Here is a 19,416-nt window from a genome sequence, read left to right as displayed (position 1 = left end):
CGTCATGTCAGGCATCCCACCAGACGTGGTCCGAGAAGGAAAAGCCCATCAAGGCACCGGTCGGGATCGAGCCCAGTCCTTTCAGGCGCCTGTCGCACCCATCCAGCAGGCTGATGAAGGCCGGAATGCCGATGCCGCCTTCATTGCACACGATCGCCTGCATTTCGTCATACATCTGCTTGCGTTTCGTCTCGTCCGTCTCGGCGCGTGCGGCGAGCAGCAGTTGATCGAAGCGGGCGCTCTTCCAGCCCGACTCGTTCCACGGCGCGTCCGATTTGAAGAACTGCGTAAAGAGCACGTCGGCGCTCGGACGCGGATTGACGCTGCCGAAGCCGAGAGGATGCTTCATCCAGTGATTCGACCAGTAGCCGTCGCCGGGAACGCGCTGCACGGTGAGGTTCACGCCGATCTTCGCCGCCGATTGCTGGATCAGTTGCGCCATGTCGACCGAACCGTTGGCGGCGGGCGTCGCGTAGATCGGTGGCAGGGTCACGCCGACGGCGCCGGCTTTCTGCAGATGGAATTTCGCCTTGTCGGGGTCGAATGCGCGCTGCGGCAGCGACGCGTTGAAATAACGGTGCCCCGGCGGAATCGGCTGATCGTTGCCGATCACCGCATACCCGGCGAAGACCGCCGAGCGGATCTGCTCGCGATTGAACAGATACTTCATGCCCAGCACGAAATCGGGATTGCCGGTCATCCTGTCGTCGCGCCGCATGACGAGGTCGGTGTAGAGACCCGACTTCGTTTCATGGAGGGTGAAGGCGGGATTCGACGTGATCCGTTTCGTCGAGCGCGGGTCGACCGAATTGATGAGCTGCACGTCGCCCGACAGCAAGGCGTTCAGGCGCGCGGAGTCGTCACTGATGGAGACCAGTTCGATTTCGTCCAGATAGGGGCGGCCCGGTTTGAAGTAATTGCCGTTGCGGGCGCCCACGGTGCTCACGCCCGGCTGGAAGCTCTTGACCTTGTAGGGGCCGGTGCCAACGCCGGTCATGAAATTCGTCGTGCCGTCCTTGACGATGACGAGCTGCGGCGTCGCCAGGATCGCCGGCAGGTCGGCGTTCGGCGTGGTCAGCGTGATCTGCACTTCGTTCGGACCGCTTGCCTTGATCTCCTCGAACTGGTCCGCCAGGGTCTTGACCTTCGACGCGGTTTGCGGATCCTTGTGCCGCATCAGCGAGAAAACCACGTCGGCCGGCGTCAGGGATTTGCCGTCGTGAAAGGTGACGCCCTTGCGCAACTTCACGGTCCACACCTTGGCGTCGCTGCTGCTGACCGAGTCCGCGAGGTTCATGCGCGGGGCCAGGGTCTCGTCGAACTGGGTGAGGCCGCTGTAGAACATGAAGAAGCGGATGTAGTCGGCACCGGACGAGCCCTTGGCGGGGTCGAGCGAATCGGCGGCGGAGCCGGTATCGTAGGCGACGCGAATCTTGCCGCCCTGCTTCGGCTTCTCCGCGGCCTGCGCGGCCGTGGAGGCGCCCAGCAGCGTGCCGCCGACAGTGCCGAGCAGCCCCCCCGCAGCCAGTACCCGCATCATGTCGCGGCGGTTGAATCCCCCGTTCTTGATAGTGTCGTTGCTCATGCGAACTGCTCCTGGCAGGAAAACAGAAATGAAAACGGAAAGGGAAGGAAGCGGCGGTGGAACGGCTGGCACACTGAAATCGTAAGACGTAACGCACGGCATTTTCTGCTGAATAAAATCGGGATTCGATGCAAGAACCGATGTTTCCCGACCAAATCCATTTGATTGTTATTTTTTCGGCCGGATTTGCACCGCGCGCGGCGGCGGCGTCGGCCGGCGCCGCGTCCCGTCAAAGACGTTCGGCAAGCGCGGCGATGAAGGCCGTGACGACGTCGCGGTTCAACGAGTAGTACGTCCACTGCCCGACTCGTTGCGAGCGCACGAGGTCGGCGCGCTGCAACGTCGCGAGGTAGAGCGAGATCGTCGATTGCGACAGTCCGGTCTTTTCCTGGATGTGCGTGACGCAGATGCCGTTCTCCGGCGCATTGTCGTTCTGCGCGGGGAAATGCCGTGACGGCTCCTTCAGCCAGGTAAGGATGTTCAGCCGCACGGGATTCGACAACGCGCTGAGGATCTCGGACATTTTCATGGCAGGCGGCGAACGGACACGGTGTGGGACGCCAGTATAAGAGAACGCCGCCGGAACCGGCGTCAGCGCACCAGCGTATCGAGCGCCTGCACGTCGAAATTGCGCAGTTCATCGAGGCGCCCGTCGCGCACCTTGGCGGCCCATTGCGGATCCGACAGCAGTGCGCGGCCGACCGCGACCATGTCGAAGTCTCCGGCTTCGAAACGCTCGACCAGTTGCGCGAGATCGACGCGGCTCTTCGCATCCGGCGCTTCGCTGCGGGTGAAGTGGCCGGTACGAAACGTGGTATCCAGACCGACGCTGCCGACCGCGATGACCGGCCGCCCGGCCAACTCGCGCGTCCAGGCGGCCAGCGTCTTCGGCGAGCCGGCGAAAGCGGGCTCGCCGATGCGGCGCGTGCTGGCATGGAACACGTCGACGCCGGCCTCGGCGAGCGGCTTCAGGATCGCACCCAGGGCTTCCGGGGTGGCGGCGATGCGCGCATCGTAATCGCCGAGCTTCCACTGCGAGAAGCGGAACACGATCGGAAAGCCGGCGCCCACCGCCGCGCGCACCGCCCGCACGACTTCCAGCGCGAAACGCAGGCGCCTTTCCGGCGTGCCGCCGTACGCGTCGTCGCGTTGATTGCTTTCTTCCCACAGGAACTGGTCGATCAGATAGCCGTGCGCGCCATGCAACTCGACGCCGTCGAAGCCGAGGCGCCGCGCGTCCCGTGCCGCCGTGGCGAACGCATCCACCGCCGCATCGATGTCGGCCTGATCCATCGCTTTCACGACGGGTTGTCCGTCCTCGTCGATCGCCATCGGGCCGAAGCCGGGCACGCCGGCATCGGGCTCGACGCCCGCACGGCGCGCCGAACCGACATGCCAGAGCTGCGGGATGATCGCGCCGCCCTCGGCATGCACGGCCGCGACGACCTTGCCCCATGCCGCCAGCGCCGCTTCGCCGTGAAACGCCGGAACCCGGGCATAACCGTTCGCGCCCGGATGGCCGATATAGGTGCCTTCGGTGATGATCAGCCCGACGCCGCCGGCCGCGCGGCTGCGATAGTACGCACAGACGTCGTCCCCCGGCACGCCGTTCGGCGACTGATTGCGCGTCATCGGCGCCATCGCGATACGGTTGCGCAGGGTGATGCCGCCGAAAGGCAAGGGGGTGAACAACGGGGCGGCCAGCGCCAGGGGTTCGCTCGACAAGTTTTTTCTCCATGAAATTACATATTTAGATATCTCAATATATATAAATATGAACTTCTTGTCCAGCCGCGGTCCCGGGGTGGTGCCTCATGCGATGACGCGTATATCCTGCAAACCGGTCCTTCCTTCGTCGAGCGTCCCCCATGTTCCCCGTGCGCACCCCGCTTCTTTTGCATCCCTTCCTGTCCACGCCCGAACGGCGCATCTGGTTGAAGCTCGAGAATCTGCAGCCCAGCGGCTCCTTCAAGATGCGCGGCCTCGGTGCGCTGTGCGCGGACGCGAAAGCGCGCGGCAAGACCCACATCGTCGCCCCTTCCGGCGGGAACGCCGGTTATTCCGCGGCGCTCGCGGCGCGCGCGCTGGGCATGTCCGCCGAAGTCGTCGTGCCGACGACCACCCCGCCCGCCACGCGCGAACTGATCGCGCGCACCGGGGCGACGCTCACGGTGCACGGCGACGTCTGGGAGGAATCGAACCAGTACGCGCTCGACCTGTGCGCGGCGGCGCACGTGCAGTACGCTCCGGCCTTCGATCACCCGGTCATCTGGCAGGGCAACAGCACGATGATCGATGAGATCGTCGCGGATCTGCCGCAGATGGACGTCATCGTCGTGTCGGTCGGCGGCGGCGGCCTGCTTGCAGGGGCACTGACGGGTCTCGCGCGGCACGATCGCCTGGACTGCCGGGTGGTGGCGTGCGAGACGCAGGGGGCGGCATCCTTTCGTGCCGCGCTGGACGCGGGACGGCCGGTGCGGATCGACGCCATTACATCGATGGCGAAGTCGCTGGGGGCCTTGCAGGTGGCCCGTTGGCCGGTCGAAGCGATCCGGCGCTTCCCGCATGTGTCGGTCGTGCTGCCGGACAGCGCGGCATTGATGGGCGTGGTCCGATTCGCGGACGACCTCCGGCAACTGGTCGAACCCGCCTGCGGCGTCGCGCTTGCCACCGCATACCTGGATCATCCGAGTCTGGCCGGCGCGCGGGACGTGGTGGTGGTGGTGTGCGGCGGCGTCAGCGTCAGCGCTCGGCAACTGCTTGTCTGGCAACAGGGCGAGGAGGCGCGTCACAGTGCATGACCCTCTCTGGCCGCCCAAATCCGCAACCGGGATAACCTTATCGCGAAACGATGGTTGGTCGCCGCGCCGCGCCGTTCTACCCTGGGTGTCCCGAGCAGGCCGCACGGCCATCCAGGAGTCGAAGATGAGCGTCGAATTCATCGGCATGATCCAGCCGAACAAGGTGTCGGAAATTCACCCGGCACAGGGACCGGCGGTGGATGTCCCCTACCTGCAGCGTTTCGCGCAGGCGCACGAGGAGGCCGGCTTCGACCGCGTGCTGGTGCCCTATCACTCCACCAGTCCGGACGCCATGCTGACCGTGGCCTACGCCAGCAGCGTGACCCGGCGCGTGCATTTCATGCTCGCCCACCGTCCGGGCTTCGTCGCGCCCACGCTGGCCGCCCGGCAACTCGCGACGCTGGATCAGTTGAGCGGCGGCCGGCTCGCGGTGCACATCATTTCCGGCGGCAGCGACGCCGAGCAACGGCGCGACGGCGACTTCCTCTCGCACGACGAACGCTACGCGCGCACCGACGAATACCTGGAGATCCTGCGTCGCGTCTGGACCGACAGCGCGCCCTTCGACCACGCGGGAAAGTTCTATCGCTTCGAGCAGGGCTTCTCCGACGTCAAGCCGCGGCAGCAGCCCCATCTGCCGATCTATTTCGGCGGCGCCTCGGCGCCCGCCATCGCGGTCGCGGGCAAGCATGCCGACGTCTACGCGCTCTGGGGCGAATCCAAGGAACAGGTCGCCGAGCAGATCGCGCGGGTGCGGGCCGCGGCGCGCGGGCATGGCCGGGACCCGCGTTTTTCGGTGTCGTTTCGGCCGATCCTCGCGGCCACCGAAAAAGCCGCGTGGGAACGCGCCGATGACATCCTCGCGCGCACCCGGCAGCTACGCGCCGCCCAGGGGGTGGATCGGGGCGCGCCATTGCAAAGCGAAGGCGCGCGACGCCTGCTCGCCGCGGCGGGCGCTGGCGTGCGGGCCGACGACCGGCTCTGGACGGGCATCGCGAAAGAGATCGGCGGGCGCTCGAATTCCACCGCGCTGGTCGGCACGCCGGGGCAGGTCGCCGAGACCCTGGCGGAATATTACGCGTTGGGCGTAACGACCTTCCTGGTGCGGGGTTTCGACCCGGTCGAGGACGCGATCGAATACGGCCGCGAACTGCTGCCCCGCACCCGGGAACTGACCGAACGCGTCCGCCAGGCCGCCTGACCCCGACCGTACCATGCCGCTCGAAAGACTCCGCCGCTGCGTCGACGACCTGACCGCGCTGATCGACGCCGCACCGCCCGAGGCGCGGGTACGCGACGCGGGCGCGGCGCTGCTGCAGCGTCTGATCGCCGTCGATGACTGGCTGCCCGACGACCATGCACGCCCCTCGCCCGAGCGCTATCAGCAATATCTGCTGTACGCCGACCCGCGGCAACGCTTCTCGGTGGTCAGCTTCGTCTGGGGGCCCGGACAGGCGACGCCCGTCCACGACCACACCGTCTGGGGCCTGATCGGCGTGCTGCGCGGCGCCGAGTGCAGCCTGCCATACCGGTACGATCCCGCCGCCGGCCTGGTGCCCACGGGTCCGGAAGAACGGCTCGAACGCGGCGCGGTGGCGGCGGTGTCGCCTGCCATCGGCGATATCCATCGCGTGCGCAATGCCTTCGACGACCGCGTGTCGATCAGCATCCATATCTACGGCGCGGACATCGGCACCGTGCGGCGTGCCGTGTACGCGCCGCACACGCCGCCGCGCGACTTCATCTCCGCGTACGCGAACGACACGCCGCTCGTCAACGCCTGATTTTCCGAAGGAACCCCATGAGTGCTGTCCCCCTGCATCCCCTGCGTAGCACCGACGACGTGCGTCGCGCCCTGCTGGACCGGCAGGAAATCGCCCTGCTCGACGTGCGCGAGGAAGATCCGCATGCCCAGGGCCATCCGCTGTTCGCCGCCAATCTGGCGCTGTCGACGCTCGAGCTGCAGGTCGCCGCGCGCCTGCCGCGCCAATCCGTGCCGATCGTCGTGTTCGACGCGGGCGAAGGCCTCGCCGAACGCGCCGCGGACCGTCTCGCGGCGCTGGGTTACCGGGACGTGGCGCTGCTCGACGGCGGCCTCGACGGCTGGGCGCGCGCCGGCGGCGAGGTGTTTCGCGACGTCAATTCGCCCAGCAAGGCATTCGGCGAACTCGTCGAGTCGCGCAGGCATACGCCTTCGTTGACGGCCGAGGAAGTCCAGGCCCTGCTCGAACGCGACGCGAACGTCGTCGTGCTCGACGCCCGGCGCTACGACGAATACCAGACGATGAACATTCCGGGCAGCATCAGCGTGCCCGGCGCGGAGCTGGTGCTGCGGGCGCAGGCCCTGGCGCCGGATCCGGCGACGCGGGTCATCGTGAATTGCGCGGGCCGCACGCGCAGCATCATCGGCACCCAGTCGCTGGTCAACGCCGGGCTGCCGAATCCGGTCGCGGCGCTGCGCAACGGCACGATCGGCTGGACGCTCGCCGGTCAGACGCTCGAGCACGGCAGCGCGCGCCATGCCAATCCGCACACAGGGCGCGATGGGGCCAGCCTGCCGCAACGCGCCGCGGCGGCCCGCGCGCTCGCCGATCGCGCCGGCGTGCGGCGCGCCGGCCTTGCCGAAACGCGCGCGTGGGCCGGCGACACGACCCGCACCACCTATCGTTTCGACGTGCGCACGCCCGCGGAATACGCGACGGCCCACGTCCCGGGCTTCCTCAGCGCGCCGGGCGGGCAACTGGTGCAGGAAACCGATATGTTCGCGCCGGTGCGCGGCGCACGGGTCGTGCTGATCGACGACGACGGCGTGCGTGCCAATATGACCGCCTCGTGGCTGGCACAGATGAACGTGGAGACCCATGTCGTCGACGCCGCCACGTCGTCCGACTTCAGCGAGACCGGCGCGACGTCGCATGCCGCGCCGGCCGGCGACATCGCCAACGCCTGCCCCTCCCTCTCCTGCACGCAATTGTCCGGCTTGCTGAGCGACCCCGCGTCGGGCACGCTGGTGCTCGACTTCACGACCAGCGCGCGCTACGTCGCGCGGCATATTCCCGGGGCGTACTGGCTGTTGCGCTCGCGCCTTGCGGCGGATCTGCGCGAACTTCCCGATGCGCGGCGCTATGTCGTGACGTGCGGCACGAGCGCGCTGGCGCGCTTCGTGGCACCGGAACTCGCGGCGCTGACCGGCAAGCCGGTGCATGTGCTGGAAGGGGGCACGGCGGCGTGGATCGCGGCCGGTCTGCGGCTCGCGGGCACCGACGTGCCGGCCGCGCCCGATGCCGTATCGGCTGCGGCGCCACCGGTGGAATCGCCCGCCGCAACGGATGGCGGCCTGGCGTCGCCGCGCATCGACCACTATCGCCGTCCCTATGAAGGCACCGACAACGCGACGGAAGCGATGCATGCCTATCTCGAATGGGAATACGGGCTGGTCGCGCAACTTGCCCGCGACGGCACGCATGGTTTCACGGTGCTCTAGAAAAAATCAGGAAGCCGGAGAAACGGGCGGCTGGTGCACCATCAGATTCTCGAAATCCCAGCCGCCACGCGCCTGCTCGCCATAGCGTCCGGCCATCAGGTAAAAAACCGGTTCCCCATCGCCGTCGGCACCTGCCGTCATCAGCAACATTGCCGCTTCGAGCTCGATTCCCGCCAGGGCGGCCACGTCGTCGAACAAACGGAACGGATTGACGCGGGCAAATTGCGACTGCGGCACACGGATCACATGGAGCACGCGATCGTTCCACGCCATCGCCTCCCATTGCAGATTCCGCGTGGGGCCATGCGCCGCGAGTTGGGAAGCCAGCTCCGGCGCGATGCGATTGATATGCAGATGCAGATGATCCTGGCTGCGGCTGCGCAGGGGATTGACGACGATGCCGATCTGCTCGTCGCGCAACGGCGCGCCGTCCGCCTGCGCGACAAGATCCCGGTGGCGCCAGGCATGTTCGAAATAATGCGGCGTGCCGGCTTCCCGCAGCGCGGCATCCTCGATCCCGCTCACACACGCGAACGGGATGAGCAGGAAGTGGGTATCGCCCCGAAGGTCCTTCTTGACGACATACCCCGCCGCACGTTCCACCACACGGAGTTCGGACGGCGGCGCGAGCGGGTCGACCACCGACGCGACGGGCGGCAGCGCCAGGAGCAAATCCCGCAATTCGTCGCGCCCCGCGCTGACGGCGTCCGGCCATGCCAGACCGGCCATCACGCACGCAGCGCCTGTCGTGCTTCTCATCCATCCCTTGCTCATCGGCTCCCCGCCCCCCAGACGACCCGGCACCCGCCCCGCCGCGGGACGCGTCAGCCGACGCTACGGCGACCCCGAAAGTATGGAGCGTGCGCGCGCAGGCGGCGCATCGGCTTGCGTCGCGTGGCGCGCGTTTTCGCCTGCCGGCGCCACGCGGCGACTTATTCCTCGCCCGCCACCTGCGCCAGAATCTGCGCCTCGGTCAGGTCCGGCGCCAGCATCTGGATCAGATGGCATGCATAGTGGCGCAGGAAATTCCCGGTGCGCACGCCGATGCGGGTGGTGTTCGGCTCGAACATGTGGTCGGAATCGAGCACGACCAGTTGCGTGTCGCGCACCGGATCGACCGCCATCGCGGCAAGGATGCCCACGCCGAAACCAAGTTCGACATACGTCTTGATGACGTCGGCATCCATCGCGGTCATCACGATATCGGGTGCGATGCCGGCGGCGTCGAAAGCGGCGTCGATATGCGAGCGGCCCGAGAATTCGAGATCGTAGGTGATCAACGGATAGGCGCTGACCTTGGCCAGACTCAATTCGCCCTCCTCCACCAGCGGGTGGTCGCGCCGCACGGCGATCACATGACGCCAGGAATACGACAGAAAGGTCGTCATGTCCGGGTAGAGGTTCAGGGCCTCGGTGGCGATACCGATGTCCGCCTCGCCGCTCAGCACCATTTCGGCCACCTGTTTGGGGCTGCCCTGACGTAGCGCCAGGTTGACCTTCGGATAGGCGGCGCGGAATTGCGGCAGCACCCGGGGCAGCGCGTAACGCGCCTGGGTATGGGTGGTCGCCAGCACCAGCCGGCCCGCGTCTTCCGCTGCGTAGTGGCTGGCTGCGCGCCGCAAGCTCTCGGTGTCCAGCAGAATGCGCTCGACCAGATGCAATACGCCGGTGCCGGGCGGCGTCAAGGCCGTGAGCCGCTTGCCGCGACGCACGAAAATATCGATGCCCAACTCGTCTTCGAGGTCCTTGATCTGTTTGCTGACCCCGGACTGCGACGTGTGCAGGACGTTGGCGACCTCGGTGAGATTGAGATTGCGGCGCACCGCCTCGCGCACATAGCGCAGCTGCTGGAAATTCATGATTCTGCCCTGCCCGTCGAAACCATCGCTGATCGTCCAGTCTGCGCGCGGGCGCCAGTCATCCCTCGCCGGGCGCGCAAACCTCATCTTTTTATTATGTTCGATTAACGATTCCACGAGGACCCTATCTGCCTATCGGGACAGTGTCTTTAAAAAATGTTTAAACCCCTGTTTTGATGGATGATTTATCAATCGATAACATTTTATGGAATAAGTAAATTGCAAATCAATCGTTAGCAGGCACCCCGGTTTCGATAGAGCCACAGCGCGAATGGCAAGGTCAGCAATTCGGCGCCCAGGACCGTCAGCCAGACGCCGTCCGTGACGAAGAGACGGGGCAGCAGCCACAGCATCGCCAGCAGGCCGATCCAGCTGCGCAACGTCGCGATCGCCGTGGCCGGCAACAGTTGTTCGCGTGCGGTCAGATACCCGGAGAGCAGAAAATTTGCCGCCGCCGGCAGGAGCGCCAGCGCATACCACAGCGTCGCGGTCTTCAGCATCGCCAGGGTGGCGGTGGCCTCGATCGAGAACAGCATGCCGATGGGCTGCCAGAAAACGATCATGACCAGCGCGACCAGCGCGGAAAAACCGAAAACGCAGCAACCGCACAGGCGAAACGCGCGACGCGCGGATGCGGGGCGGCCGCCCCCGCGATGGAATGCGACGATCGGCTGCATGCTCTGCACCAGCGCGCCGAGCGTCACCGCCGAGATCATCGTCATGTACTCGATGACGGCGAAGACTTCCAGCCCCGCGTTGCCCAGGCGCGCGAGAATCGCCCAGTTGAACGCGACGATCGTGACCGTGGGCGCAAGCTCGATGAGAAATTCGGCCAGGCCGGTGCAGACGATCGCGATACCGTGCGATCCCGCCGCGAAGGGGCGACGTACCGGCCGCAACCGGCGCGAGCGCCACAGGTGATGGGCCAGCATCGGCACCGTCGCCACGATCTGGCTCAGTCCGGTCGCCAGCGCTGCGCCATTGAGCCCCCACCCCAGATGCGCGATGAACGCATAGTCGAGCACGATGTTCAGCAAGGCGCTGACGGCCAGGCAATACAGCCCGTACCGCGCGGCGCCATCCACGCGGAGGAAGAATTCCAGCGCGCAGGCGAAAACGGTGAAGATGCCGAAACCGGCGGACACGCGCAGGAACCCGACGGTGCGGGCCTGAAGATCGCCATCCACATTCATCGCCCGCAACAGCAGGGGCGAGCCGAAATACAGCAGGAGCGCCAGCGCGACGCCGGCGCCGGCCATCAGCCACAACGCCTGCGTGAATATCGCGCGCGCGGTGTCGGTGCGCCCCTCGCCGATGGCCCGCGAGATGAGCGTCGATGCCCCGACCCCGATCAGCACGCTGAACGCATAGGGCAGGTAAACGACGGGCAGCGCGAGACTGAGGGTGGCGAGCGCCGACGAGCCGATGTAGTGACTGATGAACAGGCCATCGATGACCATGTACGTGCAGTAAATCCACGCAGCGGCGACGGCGGACGCGGCATAGGAGAAAAAATGCCGAGGCACCGAAACGACATCTTTACGAAACATGGGACGGTATCAGTAACCCGCATGCGGGAATCGCACGCGGTCGCACGCCCGGCGCCCGCGCGCCAGGCACGCGGACCACCCGGTCAAACAAGGAATTCGCGAAGCTGCAAAGACCGCTTCGCGGCAGCGGTCGGTGGCGCGGAATGTTCCTCATCCGCTTGCGGACCCCAATCGGTATCGAAACCCTGGACGATTCCCAGATAGGGTTTCGCGACGGCCAGCACTTCCTCGTGCTGCATGTCCTCGGCCTCGACGATTCCCTCGCATGGGTGGCCGATCGCCCACATCATGCCGCCATACACGCCCGCGGCGACCTGCAGCGTGGTCGCCGTATTGAACGGTACTATCGATACGGCATCCTCTATGTTCAGTATGGAACCATACCATATCCCCTTTCCGCTATCCGACATGATCAGTATACCCAAATAATCCGCACCTGAAACGATGCCCTCGGGTTTGAGAACATGCGTCCGTTCAGGGTCCTGGCACGACCGGTTCCGCCACGTATCGATCGACGTCATCGTCGCATCGCAAGGTCGGTATGCGTAATAGACCGTGGGTCGGTACACGGGTTCACCCGGCGCGCGGCAGGTCAGGTAGTCGGCGAGCGAAATCGATTCGTTGTGGGTGATCATCATTCCGACATAGGGCCCCTCGGGCATCCAGGACTTGACCCTCACGTCCGCGCCCCGCGCCGTGAAATGCGCGGCGATACCGTCGTCCCCTTGCGCGAGCACGGCGTCGGGCAGCGCCGTCTCGTGCGTGCCGAGACCGAATTCGGCGGGCTGATTCATTTCCTCGAGCAGCCCGATCACCGACCACGTATTGAGAAAGGTGCGCGGGGGGACGTTGTCGCCCGTTTGCTGCATGTCGCGTTCGGCCACCTGCATCACCTTGACGCCCAGATCGCGGGCCAGCCTCGCCCACGCTTCCCGGCCTTCCGGCACCGCATCCAGCATGCAGGCCTTGCCGGCCATCTCCAGGAGCGCCGCCTTCGCGAAATGCGAGATGAGTCCGGGGTTCGCGCCGTGCGCGATGACGGCGGTCCGCCGGCCGGCCCCGGAACTGCGCGCATCGAGCACCGCCTTGCGCAGCGCGTAATTCGTCACGCGGTCGTGTGTGACGGGGTCCGTATAGCCGCCCGACCAGGGTTCGATCCCGGTATCCAGATAGAGGGCGCCGGTTTCCTGACAGAGCGCGATCAGCGCGAGCGAGGAAGCGCCCGTCGTCAAATTCAGCAGGAAGGTTTGCGGGCCCAGTAACGGTTTCAGTACTTCGTGCAGATTCGTCGGCGTGATCCGCGTTTTGAGATAGGTGATCCGGGGACCGTATTCCTGGCCGATGTCTTCCGCGGAGCCGAGCGGATCGATTGCCACGAAGGTGACACCGGGCGCCATTTTCGATAGCAGGATCGGCATCAGGGCCCGGCTGATCGCGCCGAACCCGACCAAGACGACCGAGGTGATGGATGCGCGCGCTCCGCGATTCGTTCCTGCCTCAGTGTCCGCTTTCGCAAGTGTCATCTTGAATTCCCCATCTGTGCTTCGCATTAGTGAGGCGCAGCGCGAGCGTTCGCGTGTGCCTGCGTCGTTGCCACGAGCGGGCGCCGTTGCAGCCGATGGCGGACAACCTTCTCGTTGCCGGGAAAATGTAACTCACGGGCTTTCACGCAGTGGCGGGGGCGCGCAACAGTGTGCTGGCGGACGTAGGGCCGCCGCGCAGCGCCGCCGACGCGCGAGACGCGCCGAACCCGGGGAGAGCGAAACGAAGACAGGCCATACGCCACGGGCGCAACGCGCCTGGCTGCGGCTACGCCCGGCCGTATCAGCGGATGAGGGGGAACCCGGCGCTCGCCGTGGCAGGCACCTTTATTGCTTCGACTTGCGGGCGATATCAACCTTCAGGAGACACATATGAGTATTTTCAGCGCCATCCTCGGCAAGATCTTCCCTTCCCACGCGCAGACGCCCGCTGCGGCGAACCCGGCCCCCGCGGCCGGCGCCGCGCCCGCGGCCAGCGCCGCGCCCGCGGCCAGCGCCGCGCCCGTGGCTGCGCCAGCGGCACCGGCTGCAGCAGCCGTGCCGCAGGTCGACGTTGCGGAAGTGTTGAGCGGTCTGGCGGCGCAGCGTACCGAGAAGTTGAACTGGCAGACTTCGATCGTCGATTTGCTGAAACTGCTCGACCTGGACAGCAGCCTCGATTCGCGCAAGAAGCTGGCCGCGGAGCTTCAGTACTCGGGCGACACCAACGATTCCGCGACGATGAATATCTGGTTGCAAAAGCAGGTCATGCAGAAGCTCGAGCAGAATGGCGGCAAGGTTCCCGCCGAACTGAAGTAAGCGCCCTGCGCGCTTCGATGCGGCGGCAGCGGGCTTTTACCGTTCCGCGACAGGTATCCCTGCGACAGGTATCTTCAGGTAGCGGATACCGTTGTCTTCCGCCGGAGGCAGCTCCCCGGCGCGAATATTGACCTGGATCGCGGGCAGGAGCAGCACCGGCATCGGCAGCGTCCCATCCCGGCTTTCGCGCAGCGTCACGAAATACGCCTCGCCAACCCCGGCGTGCAGGTGGATATTGCCCTGCCGCTGCGCGGCCACGGTGGTTTCCCATCGCACTTCGCGGTCCGCGGGCGGATAGTCGTGGCACATGAACAGCCGGGTAGCGTCCGGCAGGGCAAGGATTTTCTGTGCGGAGCGATACAGCATGCGCGCGTCGCCTCCCGGAAAATCGCAGCGGGCGCTGCCGACATCCGGCATGAACAGGGTATCGCCGATGAAGGCCAGCGGCGTTTCGCCGTCGTCCCTCTCATGCAGATAGGCGACGTCCGCGGGGGTGTGCCCGGGAACGGGCATCGTCCGCATGCGTAGCGATCCTATATAAAAAATCTCGTTGTCCCGGAACAGGTGATCGAACTGCGAGCCGTCGAGCCGGAATCCCGGTTCGAGATTGAAAACTTTGCTGAACGCGTCTTGCACGGCGCAGATCCCCGCGCCGATGGCGATGCGCCCGCCAAGGCGACGGCGCAAATACGGCGCGGCCGACAGATGGTCCGCATGGGCGTGCGTTTCGAGGAGCCACCGCGTCTGCAGCCGATGCGCGACCACGAATGCGACGATCCTGTCCGCCGCCGCCGTCGAGAGGCGCGCGGCCCGGGGGTCGTAATCGAGGACCGAATCGATGATCGCGCACTCACCGCCGACGGCGTCCCACAGCACATAGCTGATGGTGGCGGTGACGGCATCGTAAAAGGGTTCGACACGCGCAGCGGTTGGGGTCGGCATAGAATCTCCCGATGACTCGACGATCGCCCATTATAGGATCGCGAGATGAAGCGGCGGGGCACGCACGGCCCCCGCGTGACATGCGGTAACAGTTTGCGTGCCGGAATTGCAAAATTGACGAATCAACTTCGAAGCTTGTTGGTATGCTTACATACCTTATCTTATAAAAAAGCGAGAGATCCATGATGAAGAAGTTGATTGTCGCACTGGGCGCGATTGCCACGACCGCCGGTCTGTTGACCGCCGTCCCCGCGCAGGCGCGCCCCCACATGGTCTGCAAGCGCGTCTGGGTGCATGGTCACCCGGAGCGCCGCTGTCACCCGGTAGGCCCGATGCACCATCGCGGCCCGGGCTACTGATCCTTCACGGATCGGACCGATAGGGGACGGAGGCCCGCACGAGGCGGGCCTCCGTCCCCTTTATTTTTTCAGCACGGCGATGATCGCGTCGACGTCCACGGGCTTGACCAGCAGGCGATCGAAGCCCGCCGCCTGCGCCTGACGATGGCTTTCCTGGTCGCCGTAGCCGGAAAGGCCCACGAGTTGCAGCTGCTCGGCCGAATAGCGGGCGCGCAACCGGCGCGCGACCTCGTAACCGTCCATTCCCGGCATGCTGATGTCGAGGATGACCGTGCGCGGCAGCGCGGCCTCGACCGCATCGAGCGCCGTCGGCCCGTCGTGGGCCAGACGCGTGGGATAGCCGCACAGGTCCAGCAACATCGCGAGACTCTCCGCCGAATCGACGTTGTCGTCGACCACCAGGAGATCATTGTTCTGTTCCATCGTTCTTTCCCTTGCGCGGCGACGCTTGCGTCCGTGCGTGAAACGCCGAACGGGCGAGTTGCCTGATTGATCGCTGCATCGTGCGGCGGACGACGCACTGCGAGCACGGGATTATACCGTCCTCGCCCGGCGCCAGCGGCATCACTCGACCATTTCCACGGGGTGCCGGTCGAGCCAGGCGCCCTCCTGCGCGTCGAACAGCCGGGAACGGGTGATGAACCGCCACCCGGTCGGCCGCTCGACGGAAAACATGCCGCCGTTGCCCGGGACGATGTCGATGATCAATTGCGTGTGCGCCCAGTAGGCAAACTGGGCCGCGCCCATGTAGAAGGATACGCCGCCGATCTCGCCCAGCCGCACGTCGGCGCTGCCGACAAGGAAATCCGAAACGGGAAAGCACATCGGCGCGCTGCCGTCGCAGCAGCCTCCGGACTGATGAAGCAGCAGCGCCCCGTGCGTTTCGCCCAGGCGGGCGAGCAATTCCAGCGCGGCGGACGTCGCGACGACGCGCGCCACCGCCTTCTCGTCGACGGGGCCGGGTGTCGGGGAAACCGGGGCACGGTCCATTCAGAAGAATCCGAGCGGCTGATCGCTGTAGCTGACCAGCAGGTTCTTGGTCTGCTGGTAATGGTCGAGCATCATCTTGTGGTTCTCGCGGCCGATGCCCGATTGCTTGTAACCGCCGAACGCGGCATGGGCCGGATAGGCATGGTAGCAGTTGGTCCAGACCCGGCCCGCCTGGATCTCGCGACCGAAACGATAGGCGCGCGTGCCGTCGCGCGTCCAGACGCCCGCGCCGAGACCGTACAGCGTGTCGTTGGCGATTTCCAGCGCTTCCTCCTCGTTCTTGAACGTGGTGACGGACAATACCGGGCCGAAGATTTCCTCCTGGAAGATGCGCATCCGGTTGTGTCCGCGAAATACGGTGGGATTCACGTAATAGCCATTTTCCAGCTCGCCCGCGAGTTTCGCGCGCCCGCCGCCGATCAGGCATTCCGCGCCCTCCTGACGGCCCAGATCGACATAGGACAGGATCTTCTCGAGCTGTTCGCGCGAGGCCTGAGCGCCGATCATCGTCTGCGCGTCGAGCGGATGACCCTGACGGATGCGCTTGACGCGTTCGAGCGCGCGTTCGATGAAGCGCTCGTAGATGCTTTCCTGCACGAGCGCCCGCGACGGACAGGTACAGACCTCGCCCTGGTTCAGCGCGAACATCGCGAACCCCTCGAGCGCCTTGTCGAAATAGCTGTCGTCCGCGTTCATCACATCGGCGAAGAAGATGTTCGGGCTCTTGCCGCCCAGCTCCAGCGTGACCGGAATCAGGTTCTGGCTGGCATACTGCATGATCAGCCGTCCGGTGGTGGTTTCTCCGGTGAAGGCGATCTTCGCGATGCGTTTGTTCGACGCGAGCGGTCGCCCCGCCTCCAGCCCGAAACCATTGACGATGTTCAGCACGCCGGGGGGCAGCAGGTCCGCGATCAGTTCGGCGAGGACCAGCATCGATGCCGGCGTCTGTTCCGCCGGCTTGAGCACGATGCAGTTGCCCGCGGCCAGTGCCGGCGCGACCTTCCAGGCGGCCATCAGGATCGGAAAATTCCACGGAATGATCTGGCCGACGACGCCCAGCGGCTCGTGGAAATGATAGGCGATCATGTCCGCGTCGACCTCGCTGAGCGAGCCCTCCTGCGCGCGGATGCAGCCGGCGAAGTACCGGAAATGATCGATCGCGAGCGGAATGTCGGCGGCCAGCGTCTCGCGCACCGGCTTGCCGTTGTCGATCGACTCGGCATAGGCCAGGCGGGTCAGGTTCTGCTCCAGGCGGTCCGCGATCCGGTTCAGCACCTGGGCGCGCTCGGCCGGCGACGTCCGGCCCCAGGCGCGTCTGGCCCCGTGCGCGGCGTCGAGCGCCAGTTCGATGTCGGCGGCTTTCGAGCGTGGCACCGAGGTGAACGGCAGGCCGGTGATGGGCGAGAGGTTGTCGAAATACTCGCCGTCGAGCGGCGGCACCCACTGTCCGCCGATGAAATTCTGATATTGCTTCTTGTACGGGAACTCGACGCCCAGGAACTGCATGTCCGCGTGATTCATAGGTCCTCCCTCTCTCGCATGGGCGGGCGCGGATGCGCGCCGCGAGGCGTACCGAGGCATGACGGACGGGCGCGGAGGCGCGTGCGCAGCCACCCTCGCGTCCGCTTGCGAGCGCATCGGCAAACCAGGGTGTATTTATGCCGCGGATCCCCCCGGAAACGCAATCGTGGTTTCCAGCAGGGCCCCCCCCACCGCGGGGATCGGAACGATGGGTCCGGAGCAGAAACACCGCCGCGAAGCGAGCCGAACTGTCAGAATGCGTTCACAGTTCATGGACCGACAGGAAGACCCCGCGCATGCTGACCCTCCATCATTTGAACAATTCTCGCTCCCAGCGCGTCCTCTGGCTGCTCGAGGAACTGGGCGTTCCCTACGAGATCAGGCGCTATCAGCGCGATCCGGCGACGATGCTGGCACCCGCGGAACTCAAGGCGGTGCATCCGCTGGGCAAATCGCCGGTCGTCACGGACGGGGCACTGACGCTCGCGGAGTCGGGCCTGATCATCGAGTACCTGATCGAACGTTACGGCAAGGGGCGCTTTGCGCCCGCGCCCGGCAGCGATGCGCGACTGGACTTCCGCTACTGGCTGCACTACGCGGAGGGTTCGCTGATGCCGCTGCTGCTGCTGAAGCTCGCGTTTCGCCGGGTCGCGCAGACGCCGGCGCCCTTCTACATCCGCCCGGTCCTGAAGAAAGTGGCGAACGGCGCGCAGCAGGGCTTCGTCGATCCGCAGTTGAAACTGCATCTGGATTATCTCGAAGCGCGGCTGGGAAGCAGCGACTGGTTCGTCGACAACACGCTGAGCGGCGCCGACATGCAGTTGAGCTTCCCGCTCGAGGCCGCCGCCGCGCGTGCCGGCTTCGCCGGCCACCCGCGCCTGGCCGCCTTCCTCGCCCGAGCGCAGGCCCGCCCCGCCTACCAGCGGGCACTCGAGAAAGGCGGCCCGTACCGGCTCGCGTAGCCTTGGGCGCGGGGCACGAAAAGATGGCATCGTCGTCGCATTGATCGCGCTCGGCATGCAGGATCCGGAGGCCCGCGTCGGGTAAGATGACCGGTGCCACGCGGGATTCCCGAGGCCGATAGGCAGGTGCGGGCGTGGATGTTAGAATGCGGCGTCGTCGCGCCCGCTCATCGAGCAAGCGGGCGGGAAAACAGGCAACCCCCCACAAGCCCGTCGATCATCGAAATCAGATGGAGTTACGCGTGTCCCCCAGACGGATCTTTCGCCCCTTGCTGGCGCTGTTACTGTTCAGTAGCGCGAACATCCTTTCCGGCGCGCACGCGCAGACTCCCGCGCCCGACACGATGGCAGCGCGCATGATGGGGTGTGCCGCCTGCCACGGTGCGAAAGGCGAAGGCAACGGCGCCTATTTTCCGCGTCTGGCCGGACAGCCGCCCGACTACCTGTTCCATCAGCTTCAGGCGTTTCGCGGCGAACACCGCAAGTATCCGGCGATGAATTACCTGACGTCCTATCTGACCGACGACTACCTGCACGAAATCGCCGCGTATTTCTCCGCCCAGAAACCGGTCGTCCCGGCCGGCAAGCCCGCGACGGCGGTCGCGACCGCGGCCGTACTGGAACGGGGCCGCACGCTGGCGACGCTGGGCGACGCCGCGCGCGGCATTCCCGCCTGCGCCAGTTGCCATACCGCTTCGTTTACGGGCCGCCTGCCGGGGATTCCCGGCATCATCGGCCTGCCGCACGACTATCTGAGCGCGCAGCTGGGCGCGTTCCGCACCGGCGTGCGGCACGCCATCGCGCCGGACTGCATGCAGCAGGTCGCACTCAAGCTGAGCGATACCGATATCGGTGCGGTCAGCGCATGGCTCTCCGCGCAGCCGGTGCCCCGGGATCTGTCGCCGGCTCCGGCCAGCGCCGAGGCACTGCCGCTGGCATGCGGCAGTCAGACCGACGGTCAGACCGACGGTCAGGCCGCCGCCCGGCCCGCCGCTCAGGCCAGGCCGCGCTAAGGAGCAGAGAC

The 19,416-nt window shown here is 66.0% G+C and carries 19 protein-coding genes; 8 read left to right on the top strand and 11 right to left on the bottom strand.

All coding sequences use genetic code 11. The annotated features are described in order from the left end of the window. Positions 1 to 7: 7 nt before the first annotated feature. From OVY01_RS09205 to OVY01_RS09195, 3 genes are all read right to left on the bottom strand, one after another. The gene (locus OVY01_RS09205) at positions 8 to 1,585 is read right to left on the bottom strand and encodes an ABC transporter substrate-binding protein (protein WP_267847152.1); all 1,578 of its coding nucleotides are present in this window, start codon (positions 1,583 to 1,585) and stop codon (positions 8 to 10) included. Positions 1,586 to 1,814: 229 nt separating this feature from the next. Next, positions 1,815 to 2,114, bottom strand: a complete 300-nt coding sequence (locus tag OVY01_RS09200; RefSeq protein WP_267847151.1) for an ArsR/SmtB family transcription factor — start codon at positions 2,112 to 2,114, stop codon at positions 1,815 to 1,817. Between the two features lie 62 nt (positions 2,115 to 2,176). Next, a complete protein-coding gene (locus OVY01_RS09195; RefSeq protein ID WP_267847150.1) occupies positions 2,177 to 3,310 on the bottom strand; it encodes an NADH:flavin oxidoreductase in 1,134 nt (377 codons plus the stop codon). 152 nt (positions 3,311 to 3,462) lie between these two features. Here OVY01_RS09195 and OVY01_RS09190 point away from each other — a divergent pair, with 152 nt between their 5' ends. From OVY01_RS09190 to OVY01_RS09175, 4 genes are all read left to right on the top strand, one after another. Then, on the top strand, positions 3,463 to 4,386 hold the full coding sequence (locus tag OVY01_RS09190; protein WP_267847149.1) for a pyridoxal-phosphate dependent enzyme: 924 nt from the start codon (positions 3,463 to 3,465) through the stop codon (positions 4,384 to 4,386). Between the two features lie 124 nt (positions 4,387 to 4,510). Beyond that, entirely contained in the window at positions 4,511 to 5,587 is a 1,077-nt protein-coding gene (locus OVY01_RS09185; RefSeq protein ID WP_267847148.1) for an LLM class flavin-dependent oxidoreductase, read from the top strand. Between the two features lie 13 nt (positions 5,588 to 5,600). Further along, the gene (locus tag OVY01_RS09180) at positions 5,601 to 6,170 is read left to right on the top strand and encodes a cysteine dioxygenase family protein (RefSeq protein WP_267847147.1); all 570 of its coding nucleotides are present in this window, start codon (positions 5,601 to 5,603) and stop codon (positions 6,168 to 6,170) included. A gap of 17 nt (positions 6,171 to 6,187) precedes the next feature. Beyond that, the gene (locus tag OVY01_RS09175; RefSeq protein ID WP_267847146.1) at positions 6,188 to 7,870 is read left to right on the top strand and encodes a rhodanese homology domain-containing protein; all 1,683 of its coding nucleotides are present in this window, start codon (positions 6,188 to 6,190) and stop codon (positions 7,868 to 7,870) included. 6 nt (positions 7,871 to 7,876) lie between these two features. Here the strand turns inward: OVY01_RS09175 and OVY01_RS09170 are convergent, their stop codons facing one another. From OVY01_RS09170 to OVY01_RS09155, 4 genes are all read right to left on the bottom strand, one after another. After that, the gene (locus tag OVY01_RS09170; protein WP_267847145.1) at positions 7,877 to 8,629 is read right to left on the bottom strand and encodes a CDP-diacylglycerol diphosphatase; all 753 of its coding nucleotides are present in this window, start codon (positions 8,627 to 8,629) and stop codon (positions 7,877 to 7,879) included. Positions 8,630 to 8,802: 173 nt separating this feature from the next. Then, positions 8,803 to 9,729 (bottom strand): CysB family HTH-type transcriptional regulator, encoded by a 927-nt coding sequence (locus OVY01_RS09165; RefSeq protein ID WP_267847144.1) that lies wholly within the window; start codon positions 9,727 to 9,729, stop codon positions 8,803 to 8,805. Between the two features lie 233 nt (positions 9,730 to 9,962). Then, a complete protein-coding gene (locus OVY01_RS09160) occupies positions 9,963 to 11,279 on the bottom strand; it encodes an MATE family efflux transporter (protein ID WP_267847143.1) in 1,317 nt (438 codons plus the stop codon). 83 nt (positions 11,280 to 11,362) lie between these two features. After that, on the bottom strand, positions 11,363 to 12,802 hold the full coding sequence (locus OVY01_RS09155) for a saccharopine dehydrogenase C-terminal domain-containing protein (protein WP_267847142.1): 1,440 nt from the start codon (positions 12,800 to 12,802) through the stop codon (positions 11,363 to 11,365). 390 nt (positions 12,803 to 13,192) lie between these two features. Here OVY01_RS09155 and OVY01_RS09150 point away from each other — a divergent pair, with 390 nt between their 5' ends. After that, positions 13,193 to 13,618, top strand: coding sequence for a DUF3597 domain-containing protein (locus OVY01_RS09150; protein WP_267847141.1), 426 nt, complete (start codon positions 13,193 to 13,195; stop codon positions 13,616 to 13,618). A gap of 36 nt (positions 13,619 to 13,654) precedes the next feature. On the opposite strand, the gene OVY01_RS09145 is transcribed toward OVY01_RS09150, so the two are convergent. Further along, positions 13,655 to 14,560 (bottom strand): MBL fold metallo-hydrolase, encoded by a 906-nt coding sequence (locus OVY01_RS09145; protein WP_267847140.1) that lies wholly within the window; start codon positions 14,558 to 14,560, stop codon positions 13,655 to 13,657. A gap of 185 nt (positions 14,561 to 14,745) precedes the next feature. On the opposite strand from OVY01_RS09145, the gene OVY01_RS09140 reads away from it, so the two are divergent. After that, positions 14,746 to 14,919, top strand: a complete 174-nt coding sequence (locus OVY01_RS09140; RefSeq protein WP_267847139.1) for a hypothetical protein — start codon at positions 14,746 to 14,748, stop codon at positions 14,917 to 14,919. Between the two features lie 60 nt (positions 14,920 to 14,979). Here OVY01_RS09140 and OVY01_RS09135 read toward each other — a convergent pair whose 3' ends face one another. From OVY01_RS09135 to exaC, 3 genes are all read right to left on the bottom strand, one after another. Next, positions 14,980 to 15,342, bottom strand: a complete 363-nt coding sequence (locus OVY01_RS09135; protein ID WP_267847138.1) for a response regulator — start codon at positions 15,340 to 15,342, stop codon at positions 14,980 to 14,982. 141 nt (positions 15,343 to 15,483) lie between these two features. Continuing rightward, the gene (locus OVY01_RS09130) at positions 15,484 to 15,909 is read right to left on the bottom strand and encodes a DUF779 domain-containing protein (protein ID WP_267847137.1); all 426 of its coding nucleotides are present in this window, start codon (positions 15,907 to 15,909) and stop codon (positions 15,484 to 15,486) included. Further along, positions 15,910 to 17,430, bottom strand: a complete 1,521-nt coding sequence (exaC, locus tag OVY01_RS09125) for an acetaldehyde dehydrogenase ExaC (protein WP_267847136.1) — start codon at positions 17,428 to 17,430, stop codon at positions 15,910 to 15,912. It abuts the gene before it with no gap. A 296-nt stretch (positions 17,431 to 17,726) separates the two neighbouring features. On the opposite strand from exaC, the gene OVY01_RS09120 reads away from it, so the two are divergent. Both OVY01_RS09120 and OVY01_RS09115 read left to right on the top strand, forming a co-directional pair. After that, positions 17,727 to 18,392, top strand: coding sequence for a glutathione S-transferase family protein (locus OVY01_RS09120; RefSeq protein ID WP_267847135.1), 666 nt, complete (start codon positions 17,727 to 17,729; stop codon positions 18,390 to 18,392). A gap of 230 nt (positions 18,393 to 18,622) precedes the next feature. Continuing rightward, entirely contained in the window at positions 18,623 to 19,405 is a 783-nt protein-coding gene (locus OVY01_RS09115) for a c-type cytochrome (RefSeq protein WP_267847134.1), read from the top strand. Positions 19,406 to 19,416: the final 11 nt, after the last annotated feature.

It is taken from the genome of Robbsia betulipollinis (genome assembly GCF_026624755.1).
Classification (GTDB): Bacteria; Pseudomonadota; Gammaproteobacteria; order Burkholderiales; family Burkholderiaceae; genus Robbsia; species Robbsia betulipollinis.
This window is presented reverse-complemented; position numbering and strand designations above follow the sequence as displayed.